This is a genomic window from Streptomyces sp. NBC_00454, from assembly GCF_041434015.1.
GTDB lineage: Bacteria > Actinomycetota > Actinomycetes > Streptomycetales > Streptomycetaceae > Streptomyces.
Window position 1 is genome coordinate 6,765,961 of sequence record NZ_CP107907.1, and the last position, 17,124, is coordinate 6,783,084.

Sequence of the window (17,124 nt, forward strand, 5' to 3'; positions counted from 1 at the left end):
CCGTCCGCAGTCCCGCGCCGGGCTCGCGGGTGGGAGGCTGGGCGGTATGAACGCCAGCGGTATGGAACCAGCGCCCCCGGAATCCGCCCGGATACTGGTCGTCGACGACGACCCGACCGTGGCCGAGGTGGTCACGGGCTACCTGCGGCGCGCCGGCTTCGCGGTGGAGACCGCCGCGGACGGTCCGGCCGCCCTGGCCTGCGCCGGTCGGGCCTGGCCCGACCTGGTCGTACTGGACCTCATGCTGCCGGGGCTGGACGGGCTGGAGGTGTGCCGGAGGCTGAGGGCGACCGGCCCGGTGCCGGTGATCATGCTGACGGCCCGGGGTGACGAGGACGACCGCATCGCCGGGCTGGAGATGGGCGCCGACGACTACGTCACGAAGCCGTTCAGTCCGCGCGAACTGGTCCTGCGGGTCTCGTCCGTGCTGCGGCGCGGCGCGGCGGCGACTTCCGGTGCGGCCGGGGCTTCCGGGTCCGCGGCGGCGGGGGGCGCGCTGGGCGGCGTACGGGAGGACCGGCTGACGGGCGCGGGGATCACGCTGGATCCGGCCACCCACCGGGCCGCCAAGGACGGCCGTGAACTCGCGCTCACGGTCCGCGAGTTCGATCTGCTGGCGCACTTCCTGCGGCATCCCGGGCAGGCGCACGGGCGGGAGGAGCTGATGCGGGACGTGTGGGGGTGGGACTTCGGGGACCTGTCGACGGTGACCGTGCACGTACGCCGCCTGCGCGCCAAGATCGAGGACGACCCCGGGCAGCCGCGGCTGATCCAGACGGTGTGGGGCGTCGGCTACCGCTTCGAACCGGCCGGGGAGCAGGCCGGGGAGCAGGCAGGGGAGCAGACAGGGGAGCAGACAGGGGAACTGGTTGCGGACCCGGCGGGGGAGCCGGCATGAAGGACATATTGCTCATCGCCCTGTTCGCCTTCGGCGGCGCCGTCTGCGCGGGGGCGCTCGGCGCCCTCGTGCTGAGGCTGGTGCGGCACCGGTCCGTGGCGGTGTCCCTGACGGTGATCGCCGCGGTGACGGTGACGGCCATGCTGGCCGGGACGCTCGCCGTGGCCCAGGCGATGTTCCTCTCCGGGCACGACCTCGGGGTGGTCACCCTGGTGCTGGCGATGGCGGCGGTGGTCTCGCTGGCGGTGGCGCTGCTGCTCGGCCGCTGGGTGGTGGCTCGCAGCCGGGAACTGTCGCTGGCCGCACGGGACTTCGGCGAGGACGGTAGCTTCGCGGCGCCGCCGGGGCTGGCCACGGCCGAACTGGCCGCACTCTCCCGGGAGCTGGCGGCCACGAGCGAGAAGCTGGCCGCGTCCCGGGGGCGCGAGCGGGCCCTGGAGAAGTCGCGGCGGGAGCTGGTGGCCTGGATCTCCCACGACCTGCGGACCCCGCTGGCCGGACTGCGCGCCATGTCGGAGGCGCTGGAGGACGGCATGGCCGAGGACCCGGCGCGCTACCACCGGCAGATCCGGACCGAGGTGGACCGGCTGAACTCCATGGTCGGGGACCTGTTCGAACTCTCCCGCATCCATGCGGGCGCACTGGCGCTCAGCCCGAGCCGGATGTCCGTGTACGACCTGGTGGGCGACGCGCTGTCCGGGGTGGACCCGCTGGCGCGGGAACACGGGGTGCGGCTGGTCGGCGAAGCGGTGGACCGGGTGCCGGTGGAGGTGGACGGCAAGGAGATGACGAGGGTCCTGGCCAACCTGCTGATCAACGCCATCCGGCACACGCCCGCGGACGGGACGGTGGCCATCGCCGCCTCCAGGCTGGCGGACTCGGTGGTCGTGTCCGTCACGGACGGCTGCGGCGGGATCCCGGCGGAGGACCTGCCGCGGGTCTTCGACACCGGGTGGCGGGGCACGGCGGCGCGGACTCCTCCGGCGGGCGAGGCGGTCCCGGTGCCGGTGCCTCCGGCGGGGGCGGGGCTGGGGCTGGCGATCGTGCGGGGGATCGTGGAGGCGCATTCGGGCCACGCGGTGGTGCGGAACGTCCCCGGGGGGTGCCGGTTCGAGGTGACCTTGCCGGCTCCGGCCTGAGGTCGTGGGCCCGTGCGGGCCGGCTGCCGGGGGCTCTGCCCCCGGACCCCCGCGCCTCAAACGCCGGCGGGGCTGAAAGATCGCCTCAAACGCCGGCGGGGCTGGATTTGCCGGCCCCGGCCCCGGCCCCGGCCTCAGCCCGCCGCGCGCTGTGCGGCGTGGGCGAATTCGGTCATGCCCGTCGTGAAGTCGATCCGGGGGCGCCAGCCCAGGTCCGTGCGCAGGCGCCGGGAGTCGGCCGTGATGTGGCGGACGTCGCCGAGGCGGAACTCGCCGGTGACCACCGGGAGCGGGCCGCCGTGGGCCTGGGCGAGGGTGGTGGCCATCTCCCCGACCGTGTGCGGGGTGCCGCTGCCCGCGTTGTACGGGGTGCAGGCGCCGAGCGGGGTCGGGGCCTCCAGGGCCAGGGCGTTGGCCTCGGCGATGTCCCCGACGTGGACGAAGTCCCGCCGCTGGCCGCCGTCCTCGTACACCTGGGGCGCCTCGCCCCGGGCCAGTGAGGAGCGGAAGAAGGAGGCCACCCCCGCGTACGGGGTGTCGCGCGGCATCCCCGGGCCGTACACGTTGTGGTAGCGCAGCGACACCGCCCGGCCGTCCACGCACCGGGCCCACGAGGCGGCCAGGTGTTCCTGCGTCAGTTTCGTCGTCGCGTACACGTTGCGCGGGTCGGTCGGGGCGTCCTCGCCGACCAGACCGGGCGTCAGTTCCGAGTCGCAGACGGGGCAGTGGGGTTCGAAGCGTCCGGCGGCCAGGTCCGCCACGCGGCGCGGGCCCGGCCGGACGACACCGTGGCGGGGGCACTCGTAGCGGCCCTCCCCGTAGACCACCATCGAGCCGGCGAGGACCAGGTCCCGCACCCCCGTTTCGGCCATCGCGGCCAGGAGCACGGCCGTGCCGAGGTCGTTGTGGGAGACGTACGCGGGGGCGTCCGCGAAGTCCTTGCCGAGGCCGACCATCGCGGCCTGATGGCAGACGGCGTCCACTGCGCGCAAGGCGGCCCGGACGGCCTCGGGGTCGCGCACGTCCGCCCGTACGAACTCCACGTCGGCCACCGGGGGCACGAGGTCCAGTACGACCGGATCGTGGCCGTGAAGACGCAGTGCGGTAACGATGTGCGAGCCGATGAACCCGGCTCCCCCTGTGACGAGTAGGCGCATGGCGTGGACGCTACGGACTTACGGGCCGGGTCGGGGGCTCCCACGCCCTGCCGTAAGACTTCCGTCAGCTCATTTCGTCACTTTCGGTGACATCAGGGAACGGTGGGTCGAGAGATGCGGGTGTTTCCGGTGGGTTCGTTCTCCGTCCCTGTGAAGTGGCTTGACCGCGCCGTAAGCGGGGCATAAGTTCTGCCCCGGCTTGCTTCATCAGGACGGGCCGAGAACCGGTCTCTTGGGGGGACACATGCACTACTACACCGATGTTCTGAAGAAGTACGTCGACTTCGCCGGCCGCGCGCGCCGCCAGGAGTACTGGATGTTCTTCCTGTTCAACCTGGCCGCGCTGATCATCGTCGCCATCATCGACAGCGTCATCGGCACGTACCCGCTGCTCTACGCGATCTACGCGCTGGCCGTGTTCCTGCCGGGTCTGGGTGTCGGTGTCCGCCGCCTGCACGACACGGGCAAGTCGGGCTGGTGGATGCTGATCGCCCTGGTCCCGCTCGTCGGTGGCATCTGGCTGATCGTCCTCATGGCGACCGAGGGCCAGCCGACCCCCAACCAGTACGGCCCGAGCCCCAAGGCCGTCCACGCCTGAGCAGGTCCGTGACCGGTAGTACCGAAGCGCCGCCCCTGGCTGAAAACAGCCGGTGGCGGCGCTTTCGCCGTTTCGGGGGCGCCGAGGGCCGTCCCGCGGCCCCGTCCCGCACTCCTGTCACGGAACGTGACACGTGTCTCCTGCCGGCTTGAGCAGGGGGCTGTCCAGACCGGCCCGATCACGAGATATCTTGATGTCGAGCAATGTTGCAGACGAGAGACGCAGACTGTGGAGCGGAGCATCCGGTGACTGACTCGACCATCATCTACACGCACACTGACGAGGCCCCGGCCCTCGCGACGTATTCGTTCCTGCCTGTGATCCAGGCATACGCGTCGACGGCCGGTGTGAATGTCGAGACCCGTGACATCTCCCTGGCAGGTCGGATCATCGCCAGCTTCCCCGAGTACCTGGAAGAGGGCCAGCGCATCGCGGACGCCCTCGCCGAGCTCGGCGAACTGGCGAAGACCCCGGGCGCCAACATCATCAAGCTGCCCAACGTCTCGGCCTCCATTCCGCAGCTCAAGGCCGCGGTCGCCGAGCTCCAGGGCCAGGGCTACGAGCTCCCGGACTACCCGGACGACCCGAAGAGCGACGAGGAGCGCGAGAACCGCGCCCGTTACGACAAGATCAAGGGCAGCGCCGTCAACCCGGTCCTGCGCGAGGGCAACTCCGACCGCCGCGCCCCCGCCTCGGTCAAGAACTACGCCAAGGCGCACCCGCACCGCATGGGCGCCTGGACCACCGAGTCGAAGACGAACGTCGCCACCATGGGCGCCGACGACTTCCGCTCCACCGAGAAGTCCGCCGTGATCGCCGAGGCCGGCACGCTGCGCATCGAGCACGTCGCCGCCGACGGCGCCGTCACCGTGCTGCGCGACTCCGTACCGGTACTCGCCGGTGAGGTCGTCGACGCGTCCGTCCTGCACGTCGACGAGCTGCGCACCTTCCTCAACGCCCAGATCGAGCGCGCCAAGGCCGAGGACGTCCTGTTCTCCGTGCACCTCAAGGCCACGATGATGAAGGTCTCCGACCCGATCATCTTCGGCCACGTGGTCCGCGCCTTCTTCCCGAAGACCTTCTCCCGCTACGGCGAGACCCTGGCCGCCGCCGGCCTCTCCCCGAACGACGGCCTCGGCACCATCCTGAACGGTCTGGGCGCGCTGCCCGACGCCGACGCGATCAAGGCCTCGTTCGACGCCGAGATCGCCGAGGGCCCGGCCCTCGCGATGGTCGACTCCGACAAGGGCATCACCAACCTGCACGTCCCGTCCGACGTCATCGTCGACGCCTCGATGCCGGCCATGATCCGCACCTCCGGCCACATGTGGGGCCCGGACGGCGCCGAGGCCGACACCCTCGCCGTCCTCCCGGACAGCAGCTACGCCGGCGTCTACCAGGTCGTCATCGACGACTGCCGCGCGCACGGCGCGTACAACCCGTCCACGATGGGCTCGGTGCCGAACGTCGGCCTCATGGCCCAGAAGGCCGAGGAGTACGGCAGCCACGACAAGACCTTCGAGCTGGCCACCGCCGGTACCGTCCGCCTCGTCGACGCCTCGGGCACCACGGTCCTGGAGCAGGAGGTCGCCGCCGGCGACATCTTCCGCGCCTGCCAGACCAAGGACGCGCCGATCCAGGACTGGGTCAAGCTCGCCGTCACCCGCGCCCGCGCCACCGGCGTCCCGGCCGTCTTCTGGCTGGACGAGGGCCGCGCGCACGACGCGCAGCTGATCGCCAAGGTCAAGACGTACCTCGCCGACCACGACACCGACGGTCTGACCATCGAGATCCTCTCGCCGGTCGAGGCCACCGCGTACTCCCTGGAGCGCATCCGCCGCGGCGAGGACACCATCTCGGTGACCGGCAACGTGCTGCGCGACTACCTGACCGACCTCTTCCCGATCCTGGAGCTGGGCACCAGCGCCAAGATGCTGTCGGTCGTCCCGCTGATGAACGGCGGCGGCCTCTTCGAGACGGGCGCCGGCGGCTCCGCCCCGAAGCACGTGCAGCAGCTCGTCAAGGAGAACTACCTCCGCTGGGACTCGCTCGGCGAGTTCCTCGCGCTGGCCGTCTCCTTCGAGCACCTCGCCACCACCACCGGCAACGCCCGGGCCCAGGTCCTCGCGGACACCCTGGACCGTGCGACCGGCACCTTCCTCAACGAGGACAAGTCGCCGAGCCGCAAGCTGGGCGGCATCGACAACCGCGGCAGCCACTTCTACCTCGCCCTGTACTGGGCGCAGGAGCTGTCGCGCCAGACCGACGACCCGAAGCTGGCCGCCGCGTTCGACGCGCTGGCCAAGTCGCTGGCCGAGTCCGAGGAGAAGATCGTCGGCGAGCTCATCGCCGTCCAGGGCTCCCCGGTCGACATCGGCGGCTACTACCAGCCCGACGCCGCGAAGGCCGCGGCGATCATGCGGCCGTCCGCGACGCTGAACGAGGCGCTCGCGCTCCTCGGCTGAGTCCCACCGCTTCACAGCACCACCGCTCCACAGCACCACGGGTCAGCCCCGGTCGGCAGTCGTCGGCCGGGGCTGACCCGTGTCCGGCGCCGGAAATCCGGTTGTGGACCCGGCCGCGCGGGGACTAGTAAGAGCCCATGATCCAAGGAGAATTGGCCGAGCTGCGTGCCCGGCACACCGACGACGTGCCCGTGCTCCACGCGGAGCTGTACGAGGACGTCGTGACGCGTTCGCGGGGCGACACCCGGCCCTGGAGGCCGGTGGGCGCGGCGAGCGGGCACTCCCCGTACGAACCGCGCGAACCCTCCGACGACGTCGCCTTCTTCTCCGTGGTGGAGCGCGCCACCGGCGAGCTGGCCGGCGAGGCGCTGCTCTGGTCCATCGACGCGCACAACCGCTCCGCACACCTCGGGATTTCCCTGCGTCCCGGCAGCCGTGGCCGCGGGCTGGGCGAGGACGTCGTGCGGCTGCTGTGCCGTTACGGGTTCTCCGTGCGCGGGCTGCACCGGCTCCAGGTGGACACCCTGGCCGACAACGCCGCCATGATCCGGGCCGCGAGCGCGAACGGGTTCACCCTGGAAGGCACCCTGCGCGGATCGGCCTGGGTGTGCGGGGAGTTCCTGGACGAGGTGGTGATGGGGCTGATGGTCGAGGACTGGCGGGCCGCCGCCGCGTAGGGCCCGTCGTCATACCCCGGGGCGTCCGGGCGGAGCGGGTTCAGAGCCGGTGGACCCGCTCCTGCGGGAAGCCCAGCGGGTGGCGTCCGGCCGCCAGGATCCGCAGGCCCGGGGCCGCGCCGAGCAGATCGCGCAGCCAGGCCAGCGTCTCGGACGCGAGGTGGTCGCAGCCGTCGACGACGAGCAGCATGTCGCGCTCGGCCAGCCACGAAGCGGCGTTCACCATGCCGTACGGCAGGAACGGCATGCCCGGTACGCAGCCCAGCGCGGCCGTCAGGTCGCGGACCCCGAAACGGTGGTCCGGGGCGACCACGGCCACCCCGTCGTAGAAGTTGGATGCGAGCCGTTCCCCGATCTCCCGCACCAGCAGGCTCCGGGGCTCCCGGAGCCGTCCGGTGACGGTGACCACCCGGCCCCGCCGTACGGCGGTGAGCAGGCGGGAAAGCTCTGCGGACGTCGCCGGAAACGTGCCGGCGCCCATGGAATTCCTCATCGGCACGATGCCCCCCATGCATGCGTGACCTACGCGGCAAGAGGGTTGTTTCAAGCCGCATGGAGACGATTATGCGCCACTTCCGCCGGAAGGCCAGGGGAATTCCCTATTCCGCTGAAAGGCCCGTGGCGCCCCTTGATCGCCTTGATCGCCGTAGTTGTACAGGCAGAGTGCCTTTGTCCATCGCCGCCGTCCGTCGGCGGCCGGAGCCCATCCTGCGTCAGGGTCGTAAGACTCCTCCTCAGGGACCTTCGTCACCCAATATGTAGTGGTTGTCATTAGCGCTCGCATCTATATGTAGTGTTGGCCCTGCCGGTTCGGCGGGGCTCTGCTTGTTTGCGCGCTTGTTCGCGCAGGTCCGCCCCGACCGAGTCATCAGGGAATCCGGTGTGAATCCGGGACTGCCCCGCAACGGTTGTGTCCACCTCGGGTGGACGAGTCCGACCCCTGCCGGCCCGTGATCCGTATTTCCGTGCCAAGCCTCGTGGGAGGGCTGCCGTGACTGCTGTCGTCGATGCCGTAGAGACCGTGACCGAGTACCTGGACCGCCGGGACTGGCGGGTGAACGCCAACGCCAACCAGGGCTACTCGCTCGGCGGCCTCATCCTCAACGCAGCGGGCAAGATCACCGCGAACTACTGGCTGGAGCAGGTCTACCCCGCCGACGTGGCCCGCGCCCACCGCGAGGGCGACCTCCACATCCACGACCTGGACATGCTCTGCGGCTACTGCGCCGGCTGGTCCCTGCGCACCCTGCTGACCGAGGGCTTCAACGGGGTCCCCGGGCAGATCGACTCCGCCCCGCCCCGGCACCTCTCCTCCGCCGTGGGCCAGATCGTGAACTTCCTGGGCACCCTGCAGAACGAATGGGCGGGCGCCCAGGCCTTCTCCTCCTTCGACACGTACCTCGCCCCCTACGTCCGCCTGGACGCGATGACGTACCCGCAGGTCAGGCAGTGCATCCAGGAGCTGGTCCACAATCTGAACGTGCCCTCGCGGTGGGGCACCCAGACCCCCTTCACCAACCTCACCTTCGACTGGACCTGCCCCGAGGACCTGCGCGAGCAGATCCCGGTCGTCGGCGGCGAGGAGGTCGCCTTCACCTACGGCGAGCTCCAGGCCGAGATGGACCTGATCAACCGGGCGTACATCGAAGTGATGACCGAAGGGGACGCCGCCGGGCGGGTGTTCACCTTCCCCATCCCGACCTACAACATCACCCGGGACTTCCCCTGGGAGAGCGAGAACGCCGAGCGGCTCTTCGCGATGACGGCCAAGTACGGGCTCCCGTACTTCCAGAACTTCATCAACTCCGAGCTCGAGCCCAACATGGTCCGCTCCATGTGCTGCCGCCTCCAACTCGACCTGACCGAACTGCTCAAGCGCGGCAACGGCCTCTTCGGCAGCGCCGAGCAGACCGGTTCGCTCGGGGTGGTCACCCTCAACTGCGCCCGCCTCGGGCACACGTACGCCGGTGACGAACCGGGGCTGCTGGCCGAGGTGGACCGGCTGTGCGCACTCGCCAAGGACAGCCTCGAACTCAAGCGGACCACCGTCCAGGAGTTGATCGACGGCGGTCTCCTCCCCTGCACCAAGCGGTACTTGGGCACCCTGCGCAACCATTTCTCCACCATCGGGGTCAACGGGATCAACGAGATGATCCGCAACTTCAGCGGGGACGCGTACGACATCACCGCGCCCGAGGGCCACGCCCTCGCGGTCCGGCTGCTGGACCGGGTCCGGGCCCGGATGGTCGACTTCCAGGAGAGCACCGGCCACCTCTACAACCTGGAGGCCACCCCGGCCGAGGGCACCACGTACCGCTTCGCGAAGGAGGACCGGGCCCGCTTCCCCGGGATCCTGCAGGCCGGCACCGAAGCCAACCCGTACTACACCAACTCCTCCCAGCTGCCCGTCGGATGGACCGACGACCCCTTCGAGGCGCTGGAGCGGCAGGACGAACTCCAGGGCAAGTACACGGGCGGTACCGTCCTGCACCTGTACACCCCCGAGCGGATCCCGACGGCGGAGGCCTGCCGCAAGCTGGTCCGGCGTTCGCTGGAGAACTTCCGGCTCCCGTACCTCACGGTCACCCCGACCTTCTCCATCTGCGCCGACCACGGCTACCTGTCCGGGGAGCAGCCCGAGTGCCCCCACTGCGGCGCGGTGTGCGAGGTCTGGACCCGGGTCATGGGATACCACCGCCCGGTGTCCTCCTTCAACATCGGCAAGAAGGGCGAGCAGGCCGAGCGCGTCCACTTCAGGGCGGCGGTGTGAGCACCGCGGCGGCGCCGGGCCCGGACGTCCCCGCCGAGGTCATCCGGATCGGCGGCTGGTCGCGGCTGTCCACCTGCGACTGGCCGGGCCGGCTCGTGACCACCGTCTTCTGCCAGGGCTGCCCCTGGCGCTGCGGCTACTGCCACAACCCCGGCCTGCTGCCCGCCCGCGCCCCGGCCGCCGTCTCCTGGGACGAGGTGCTCGGCCACCTCGCCCGCCGTACGGGGCTGCTCGACGGGATCGTCTTCTCCGGCGGGGAGCCGCTGCTCCAGCGCGGACTCGCGCAGGCCGTACGGGAGGCACGGGCCCTGGGCCTCCAGGTCGGGCTGCACACCGGCGGAGCCTTCCCCCGGCGCCTCGCACGGCTGCTGGACGCGGGCCTGCTGGACTGGGTCGGCTTCGACGTCAAGGCCCCGCCCGGCCGTTACGAGCGGGTCACCGGCATCGGCCACGCGGCCGCCTCGGCGGAGCGCAGCCTGCGCCTCCTCCTGGGCTCCGGCGTACCCCACCAGCTCCGCACCACCGTGGACCCGGCCCTCCTGGACCCGCCCGCGATGGCGGAGCTGGACGACTGGCTCGCCGGCCTGGGCGCCGGGGCCACGCTCCGCCAGGAGATGCGCCCGCCGGGGCGGACGGCAATGTAGGGGCCCCGGCGTCCCGATCCGCCCGGGGCGTGCCGCCGTGCGCCCTGGCGTCCGCGGACCGGCGTGGGTCACCCTGGTGGCGGACGTGTCCGTCACGACCGGGGGGGCATCGCAGATGGAGAGTCGGCCAAGGCCGTTCACACACGACATGGTCGTGGTCCACCGGATGTTCCGGCGGGAGTTCCACGAGGCGGCGGACCGGGTGCGCAGGGCGCCCGAAGGGGGCCGCGGGCAGGTCAAACGGGTCGCGGAGCGGCTGATGCTGCTGCTGGAGACCCTGCACCACCACCACGCGGGCGAAGACGTGCTGCTGTGGCCGAAGCTGACCGAACGGCTTCCCGGCCAGGGGGATCTGTGGCGCCGGATGGAGGACCAGCACGAGGGCCTGGCGGAGCGCCTCGCCCTGGCCGCCGCGCTCCTGGACCGGTGGTCGGCCGTGGTGAACGAGCGGGACGGCGGAGAGCTGGTCGCCGTGCTCGAAGAGGTGTCGCGGTCGGTCGACGCGCACTTCGACGAGGAGGAGCGCGAAGTGCTGCCGCTGGTCCCCGGGGTGGTCTCGCGGGAGGAATGGGCGATGGTGGGCGAGGTGGCCAGGTCGGCGGTGCCGAAGAGCAAGCTGTTCACCGTCCTCGGGATGATCCTCGAGGACGCGGACGCCCAGGAGCGGGAGATGATCATCGGCGAGATGCCGCTCCCGCCCCGGGTGATCTGGCGCGCCGTCGGCGAGCGGAACTTCCGCCGGCGGGAGCTGCGGCTCCGGCAGGATCCGAAAGGGACGGCCTGAGCCCCTGTGGCGGGGTTCCGGGGCGGGTGGCGCCGGGAGATGATCCACTGGAACATCAGCGCCCCACCTTCACGGAGGTCCACGTGACCGCGCCCCACGCGTCGATACGCCCCGCGGAGTTCGCCGGCGGCCGGGCCCTGTTCGGGCTCGACCCCGCCGTCGCCCACCTCAACCACGGCTCCTTCGGCGCGGTGCCCCACCCGGTGCGGGAGCTCCAGGCCGCCCTGACGGCCGAGGCCCACGCCGACCCCGACGCCTTCTTCATCGGCGCCGCCGACCGCCTCGCCGCCGCCCGTACCCGGATCGCGGCCCGCCTCGGCGGCGCCGACCCGGACGGGCTCGCCTTCATCTCCAACGCCACCGAAGGCGCCAACATCGCCCTCGACGCCATCGCGCTCGCCGAAGGCGACGAGATCCTGGTGACCGACCACGGCTACGGCACCGTGGTCGAAGCCGCCGCACGCCGCGCCACCGTCACCACCGTCGCCCTGGATCCGCTCCTCCCCGACGAGGACGCCGTACGGGAAACCGTGCTGGCCGGGCTCACGCCGCGCACCAAGGTGGCCCTGCTCGACCACATCAGCTCGCCCACCGCCCGGGTCATCGCCTCGCCCCGGCTGCTCGCCGACCTCAGGGCCCGGGGCGTCACCACCGTCGTGGACGGCGCGCACGCGCCCGGCGCGCTCGCCGACCCGCTCGCCGGCGGCGCCGACTTCTGGGTCGGCAACCTCCACAAGTGGGGCTACGCCCCTTCGGGCACCGCGATCCTCGCCGTCGCCCCCGGCCACCGCGACCGGGTCCGTGCCCTCGTACCGTCCTGGGAGGACCACCACGGCTTCCCGCGCTCGGTCGAGTACCGCGCCACCGTCGACTACACCGGCTGGCTCGCCGCCCCCGAGGGCCTGGACCTCCTGGAGCGGCTCGACGCCGCCAAGGTACGGGCCCACAACAGCGCGCTGGCCGCCCACGGCGCCGCGCTGCTCGCCCGGATCGCCGGACTCACCCCGCTCCCGTACACCGAGGGCCTGCCCATGCGCGCCCTGCGGCTGCCCGCCGGAACGGCCGCGACCCGCGAGGACGCCACCGTCCTGCGCGAGCGGATCGCGGCGGAGGCGGGAATCCGGGTGCTGATCTGGCCGTGGGCGGGCGGTGGCGGCATCCGGGTGTGCGGGCAGGTCTACAACCGGGCCGAGGAGTACGAGCGCCTCGCCGAGGTCCTGCCCGCCTACCTGGGGTAGGGGGCAGGTGCCCAGGCATTCGTAAGGGCCGGGGCAGGTGCCCAGGCCCTCGTACGGGACCTTCAGCCGCGCCGGAGCAGGTACGTGTCCATGATCCAGCCCTTGCGGGCGCGGGCCTCGGCGCGCAGTTCCTCGATCCGGCCGGCCACCTCGGCCAGCTTCCCCGAGACCAGGATCTCGTCGGGGGTGCCCACGTAGGCGCCCCAGTAGATGTACAGGTCCTGGTCGAGGTGGGCCGTGAAGGCGTGCCGGGCGTCCAGCATCACCACCACGTCGTCCACATCGGCCGGCCAGCCCTCGGCGAGCCGCCGCCCGGTGGTGATCTGGACCGGCCGACCCACCCGGTTGAGGTTCGTGCGGTGCCGGGCCAGCAGCGAGGAGATGCTGCTGATGCCGGGCACCACCTCGTGCTCGAAGGCGACCCGGCCCTTCTCCAGCACCTCGTCGAGGATCGCGAGGGTGGAGTCGTAGAGCGAGGGATCGCCCCACACCAGGAACGCCCCGGTCTCGCCCTCCGCGAGGTCCTCGGCGATGAACCGCTCGAAGAGCTCGGCCCGCGCGCTGCGCCAGCCGTCCACGGTGGGGGTGTAGTCGGCGGGGGTCCGGTCTCGATCCGGGTCGCGGCCCTCCACCAGCCGGTGGCCGGGGCGGGCGTGCTCGTCGAGCATCGCGCGCCGCAGCCCGGTCAGATCCGCCTTCTCCTCGCCCTTCTCCAGGATGAGGAATGCGTCCGCCGCGCCGATCGCCTTGACCGCCTGGAGGGTCAGGTGGTCCGGGTCGCCCGCGCCTATGCCGATCACTGAGAACTTCTTCACCGGGCTATTCTGCCCGTCATGCGCGTCGCCCTGTTCGTCACCTGCGTCAACGACGCCCTGTACCCGCGCACCGGCATCGCCGTGGTCCGCCTCCTGGAGCGGCTCGGGGTGGACGTGGACTTCCCGGCGGCGCAGAGCTGCTGCGGGCAGCCGCAGTACAACACCGGCTACCGGCGCGAGGCCGAACCGCTGCTGCGGCGCACCGCCGGGGCCTTCGCCGGGTACGAGTACGTCGTCACCCCGTCGGGCTCCTGCGCCGCCATGATCCGCTCCCACTACCCCCGGATCGGGCACGCCGCCGAGGCGGAGGGGCGGGGTCCCGCGCTGGCCGCGCTGGCCGAAGACCTCGTACCGCGGGTGTACGAGCTCACGGAGTTCCTGGTGGACGTCCTCGGGGTGACGGACGTGGGCGCGTACTTCCCGCACACGGTCACCTACCACCCGTCCTGCCACGGCCTACGGGGCCTCGGGCTGGGGGACCGGCCCCGGCGGCTGCTGGAGGCGGTGCGCGGGCTCGAACTGCGCGAACTGCCCGGCGCCGAGGAGTGCTGCGGCTTCGGCGGGACCTTCGCCGTCAAGAACCCGGACGTCTCCGCCGCCATGGGAGCCGACAAGATCGGCAGCGCGGTGGCCACGGGCGCCGACGTGCTGTGCGGGGCCGACAACTCCTGCCTCGCCCACCTGGACGGCATCCTGCGGCGGGCCGGCGCCCCGCTGCGGGCCCTGCACCTCGCCGAGATCCTGGCCGCCACCGAGGAGGACACCCCGCGATGACGCGCACGCACCTCGGCATGCCGGGTTTCCCCGCGGTCCCGCCCTTCCCCGCCTTCCCGCTGGCGGCGCACGAGGCGGTCGGGGACCCGGTCCTGCGCGCGAACCTCCGGCACGCCACCCACACCATCCGCGACAAGCGCGCCCGCGCCGTCGCCGAGCTGGCGGACTGGGACGCGCTGCGCACCGCAGGCAAGGAGATCAAGGACCACACGCTCCGCCATCTCGACCGCTACCTGCTGGAGTTGGAGGCCTCCGTCACCGCCGCGGGCGGCACCGTCCACTGGGCGGCGGACGCGGCGGAGGCCAACCGGATCGTCACGGAACTGGTCCTGGCCACCGGCGAGCGCGAAGTGGTCAAGGTCAAGTCCATGGCCACCCAGGAGATCGGCCTCAACGAGGCCCTGGAGGCGGCCGGGATCGCCGCGTACGAGACCGACCTCGCCGAGCTCATCGTGCAGCTCGGCCACGACCGGCCCTCCCACATCCTGGTCCCGGCCATCCACCGCAACCGCGCCGAGATCCGCGACATCTTCGCCTCGGAGATGGGCAGTTGGGGGAGGCCCGCGCCGGACGACCTCGGCGACGACCCGCGTGAACTCGCCGAAGCGGCCCGCCTCCACCTGCGCGAGAAGTTCCTGCGCGCCAAAGTCGCCGTCTCCGGCGCCAACTTCATGGTCGCCGAGACCGGCACCCTGGTCGTCCTGGAGTCCGAGGGCAACGGCCGGATGTGCCTGACCCTGCCCGAGACCCTGATCTCGGTGGTCGGCATCGAGAAGGTCATCCCCTCCTTCCGGGACCTGGAGGTCTTCCTCCAAACCCTGCCGCGCTCATCGACCGCCGAGCGGATGAACCCGTACACCACGATGTGGACCGGGCTCGGGCCGTCGCAAGGAGCGGACGGCGACGGACCCGCCGCCTTCCACCTCGTCCTCCTCGACAACGGCCGCACCGACACCCTCGCCGACGAGGTGGGCCGCCAGGCCCTGCGCTGCATCCGCTGCTCCGCCTGCCTGAACGTCTGCCCGGTCTACGAGCGCGCCGGCGGCCACGCCTACGGCTCCGTCTACCCCGGCCCCATCGGCGCCATCCTCAGCCCCCAACTCCGGGGCACCGGAAGCGAGATCGACGCCTCCCTGCCCTACGCCTCCACCCTCTGCGGGGCCTGCTACGAGGTCTGCCCGGTCGCCATCGACATCCCCGAGGTACTGGTCCACCTGCGCGAACGGGTGGCCCAGGGCGGCCCGGTGACCCGGGACGGCATCCGCGTCCGCATCCGCCCGGCCCACGGCCACGCGGCCGAACGGGCCGCCATGCGCGCCGCCCGGCTGCTGCTGGACCGGCCGGGCGCGCTGCGCGCGGGGGAGCGGCTGCTGAGCCGCGCCCGGCGGCTGCGCCCGCGCCGCCTCCCGGGGCCCGGCCGCGCCTGGACCGACAGCCGGGAGCTCCCGGAGCTCCCGGCACAGCCGTTCCGCGACTGGTGGGCGGCGCGGGAACGGGGACGGGACCACGAACAGGACGGGGGAAGGCAGTCATGAGCAGCAAGGACCGCATCCTGGCCCGCATCCGCCGGGCCGTGCCCGAGCCCGGCCCCGGGTCGGCCCCCGAGCCGGCGATCTCCCGGGACTACCTGCCGGTCCACGGGACGCGCGCCCCCGCCGAGACCGTGGACCTGCTCGCCGCGAACCTGACCGAGTACCGGGCGAAGGTGCACCGGGTCGACGAGGGCGGCCTCGCGATGCTCCTGATGCGGCTGCTGGCCGAGCGGGGCGCGCGGACCGTGCTCGTCCCGCCCGGGCTGCCCCCGTACTGGCTCTCGGCGGCGGACCCGACCCGGATCCACGACCGGGCCGCATCCACCGCACGCGAACTGGAAGGCGTGGACAGTGTGGTGACCGGCTGCGCCCTGGCCATCGCCGAGACCGGCACGATCGTCCTCGACGGCGGCCCCGACCAGGGCCGGCGCCGGATCACGCTGATCCCCGACCACCACATCTGCGTGGTCCGGGTCCCCGGCCAGGTGGTGGACTCGGTCCCGCAGGCGCTGCCCCGACTCGACCCGAGCCGACCGCTGACCTGGATCTCCGGCCCCTCGGCCACCAGCGACATCGAACTGGACCGGGTGGAGGGAGTGCACGGCCCCCGCACCCTGGAAGTAGTCCTCCTGGGCGCACAATAAACCCCATGTCCGCACACATCGCCCTCACGGCTCTCGTGGTCCACGACTACGACGAGGCCATCGACTTCTACACCCGCGCCCTCGGCTTCGAACTGGCCGAGGACACCGCGCGGCCGGACGGCTCGCGGTGGGTGATCGTCCGCCCGCCGGGCGCCAAGGAGTCCGCGCTCCTGCTGGCCCGCGCCAAGGACGACGCCCAGCGCTCCCGGGTCGGCGACCAGACGGGCGGCCGCGTCGGCTTCTTCCTCTACACCGACGACTTCGCCGCCGACCACGCCCGCATGACGGCCGAAGGCGTCCGCTTCCTGGAGGAGCCGCGCCACGAGCCGTACGGCTCCGTCGCGGTCTTCCAGGACCTCTACGGCAACCGCTGGGACCTCCTCCAGCCGGCCCAGGGCCTTTAAGCCGGACCCCCGCGACCGGTGAGCCGAGGCGCCTCGGCCGCCGCGTCGACGGCCGCACCGGCCTCCACCCGCCCCGCCAGCGCCCGGGCCCACCGCACGAGCCCGTCCAGATCCATCCCGTACGGCGGCTGCGCCCCGGCTGCTGCCCAGGTCTCCCCGCCAGCCTCGTCCCGTCCGGCCAGGACGTCCGCTCCGCGCCGCAGCAGCCGCGCGCCGCCCACCGCGTTGCCCCGCGCCGCGTGCGTCAGCCCGACCGCCAGCTGTGCGAGCCCCCGCCACAGCCCCGCCTCGGCCCCGGGCCCGGACTTCCAGGCGTCCTCGAAGACCTCGTGCGCGTGGAAGGGCATGCCGGCGTCCAGCAGCCGCTGCGCCTGGGCGAGGGTCTCGCCGGGCGTCCGGACCACCCCCTCGGGCTGCCGATCCACCCCTTGGGCCCCGTAGGGCAGCGGACGTCCCAGCCCGTCCCTGGGCCGCGCGCTGCGCGCGCGCCCCTCACCGTCCCGATCTCTTGCGTTCACCCCCTCATCCTCCCTCCCGCCGATTACCGGTGCATGCACACCCCTCGTCGTGGGGTAATGTTCTGCA

General features: G+C 72.3%; 17 protein-coding genes and 1 riboswitch. Of the genes, 13 read left to right on the top strand and 4 right to left on the bottom strand.

From position 1 onward, the window contains the following. Window positions 1-46: 46 nt before the first annotated feature. On the top strand, window positions 47-898 hold the full coding sequence (locus OHU74_RS30885) for a response regulator transcription factor (protein WP_371618912.1): 852 nt from the start codon (window positions 47-49) through the stop codon (window positions 896-898). Next, window positions 895-2,037 carry a sensor histidine kinase gene (locus OHU74_RS30890; protein WP_371618913.1) on the top strand — a complete coding sequence of 381 codons (1,143 nt, stop codon included), beginning with the start codon at window positions 895-897 and terminating at the stop codon, window positions 2,035-2,037. Before OHU74_RS30885 ends, OHU74_RS30890 begins: the two co-directional genes overlap by 4 nt. Window positions 2,038-2,171: 134 nt before the next feature. On the opposite strand, the gene OHU74_RS30895 is transcribed toward OHU74_RS30890, so the two are convergent. Then, a complete protein-coding gene (locus OHU74_RS30895) occupies window positions 2,172-3,194 on the bottom strand; it encodes an NAD-dependent epimerase/dehydratase family protein (protein ID WP_371618914.1) in 1,023 nt (340 codons plus the stop codon). Between the two features lie 244 nt (window positions 3,195-3,438). Between OHU74_RS30895 and OHU74_RS30900 the strand changes: the two genes are divergently transcribed. From OHU74_RS30900 to OHU74_RS30910, 3 genes are all read left to right on the top strand, one after another. After that, on the top strand, window positions 3,439-3,792 hold the full coding sequence (locus tag OHU74_RS30900; RefSeq protein ID WP_371618915.1) for a DUF805 domain-containing protein: 354 nt from the start codon (window positions 3,439-3,441) through the stop codon (window positions 3,790-3,792). Between the two features lie 245 nt (window positions 3,793-4,037). Next, window positions 4,038-6,257 (top strand): NADP-dependent isocitrate dehydrogenase, encoded by a 2,220-nt coding sequence (locus OHU74_RS30905; RefSeq protein WP_371618916.1) that lies wholly within the window; start codon window positions 4,038-4,040, stop codon window positions 6,255-6,257. 152 nt (window positions 6,258-6,409) lie between these two features. Further along, window positions 6,410-6,934: a GNAT family N-acetyltransferase gene (locus OHU74_RS30910; RefSeq protein ID WP_371618917.1), complete on the top strand. Its 525-nt coding sequence runs from the start codon at window positions 6,410-6,412 to the stop codon at window positions 6,932-6,934. Window positions 6,935-6,974: 40 nt separating this feature from the next. Here OHU74_RS30910 and OHU74_RS30915 read toward each other — a convergent pair whose 3' ends face one another. Then, the gene (locus OHU74_RS30915) at window positions 6,975-7,427 is read right to left on the bottom strand and encodes a hypothetical protein (RefSeq protein ID WP_371618918.1); all 453 of its coding nucleotides are present in this window, start codon (window positions 7,425-7,427) and stop codon (window positions 6,975-6,977) included. A gap of 337 nt (window positions 7,428-7,764) precedes the next feature. Continuing rightward, a riboswitch (cobalamin riboswitch) is annotated at window positions 7,765-7,897 on the top strand. On the opposite strand from OHU74_RS30915, the gene OHU74_RS30920 reads away from it, so the two are divergent. The 4 genes from OHU74_RS30920 to OHU74_RS30935 all read left to right on the top strand — a co-directional run bounded on the left by OHU74_RS30920 (window position 7,875) and on the right by OHU74_RS30935 (window position 12,370). Then, complete coding sequence (locus OHU74_RS30920; RefSeq protein ID WP_371619867.1) at window positions 7,875-9,704, top strand: ribonucleoside triphosphate reductase; 1,830 nt, start codon at window positions 7,875-7,877, stop codon at window positions 9,702-9,704. It overlaps the preceding riboswitch by 23 nt. Next, the gene (locus tag OHU74_RS30925) at window positions 9,701-10,348 is read left to right on the top strand and encodes an anaerobic ribonucleoside-triphosphate reductase activating protein (protein WP_371618919.1); all 648 of its coding nucleotides are present in this window, start codon (window positions 9,701-9,703) and stop codon (window positions 10,346-10,348) included. The genes OHU74_RS30920 and OHU74_RS30925 overlap by 4 nt, the downstream gene beginning before the upstream one ends. Window positions 10,349-10,496: 148 nt before the next feature. Further along, complete coding sequence (locus OHU74_RS30930) at window positions 10,497-11,132, top strand: hemerythrin domain-containing protein (RefSeq protein ID WP_371618920.1); 636 nt, start codon at window positions 10,497-10,499, stop codon at window positions 11,130-11,132. Between the two features lie 83 nt (window positions 11,133-11,215). Further along, a complete protein-coding gene (locus tag OHU74_RS30935) occupies window positions 11,216-12,370 on the top strand; it encodes an aminotransferase class V-fold PLP-dependent enzyme (protein ID WP_371618921.1) in 1,155 nt (384 codons plus the stop codon). A 62-nt stretch (window positions 12,371-12,432) separates the two neighbouring features. Here the strand turns inward: OHU74_RS30935 and cobF are convergent, their stop codons facing one another. Further along, window positions 12,433-13,185, bottom strand: coding sequence for a precorrin-6A synthase (deacetylating) (gene cobF / locus OHU74_RS30940; protein WP_371618922.1), 753 nt, complete (start codon window positions 13,183-13,185; stop codon window positions 12,433-12,435). An 18-nt stretch (window positions 13,186-13,203) separates the two neighbouring features. Between cobF and OHU74_RS30945 the strand changes: the two genes are divergently transcribed. The 4 genes from OHU74_RS30945 to OHU74_RS30960 are packed head-to-tail and all read left to right on the top strand — an operon-like array spanning window position 13,204 to window position 16,539. Then, window positions 13,204-13,959 carry a (Fe-S)-binding protein gene (locus OHU74_RS30945; RefSeq protein ID WP_371618923.1) on the top strand — a complete coding sequence of 252 codons (756 nt, stop codon included), beginning with the start codon at window positions 13,204-13,206 and terminating at the stop codon, window positions 13,957-13,959. Further along, window positions 13,956-15,494, top strand: a complete 1,539-nt coding sequence (locus OHU74_RS30950) for a lactate utilization protein B (protein WP_371618924.1) — start codon at window positions 13,956-13,958, stop codon at window positions 15,492-15,494. The genes OHU74_RS30945 and OHU74_RS30950 overlap by 4 nt, the downstream gene beginning before the upstream one ends. After that, entirely contained in the window at window positions 15,491-16,135 is a 645-nt protein-coding gene (locus tag OHU74_RS30955; protein WP_371618925.1) for a lactate utilization protein C, read from the top strand. Before OHU74_RS30950 ends, OHU74_RS30955 begins: the two co-directional genes overlap by 4 nt. 5 nt (window positions 16,136-16,140) lie before the next feature. After that, the gene (locus OHU74_RS30960) at window positions 16,141-16,539 is read left to right on the top strand and encodes a VOC family protein (protein WP_371618926.1); all 399 of its coding nucleotides are present in this window, start codon (window positions 16,141-16,143) and stop codon (window positions 16,537-16,539) included. On the opposite strand, the gene OHU74_RS30965 is transcribed toward OHU74_RS30960, so the two are convergent. Continuing rightward, window positions 16,536-17,057 (bottom strand): DUF309 domain-containing protein, encoded by a 522-nt coding sequence (locus OHU74_RS30965; protein ID WP_371618927.1) that lies wholly within the window; start codon window positions 17,055-17,057, stop codon window positions 16,536-16,538. The two genes, OHU74_RS30960 and OHU74_RS30965, sit on opposite strands and share 4 nt — an antisense overlap. Window positions 17,058-17,124 lie beyond the last annotated feature (67 nt).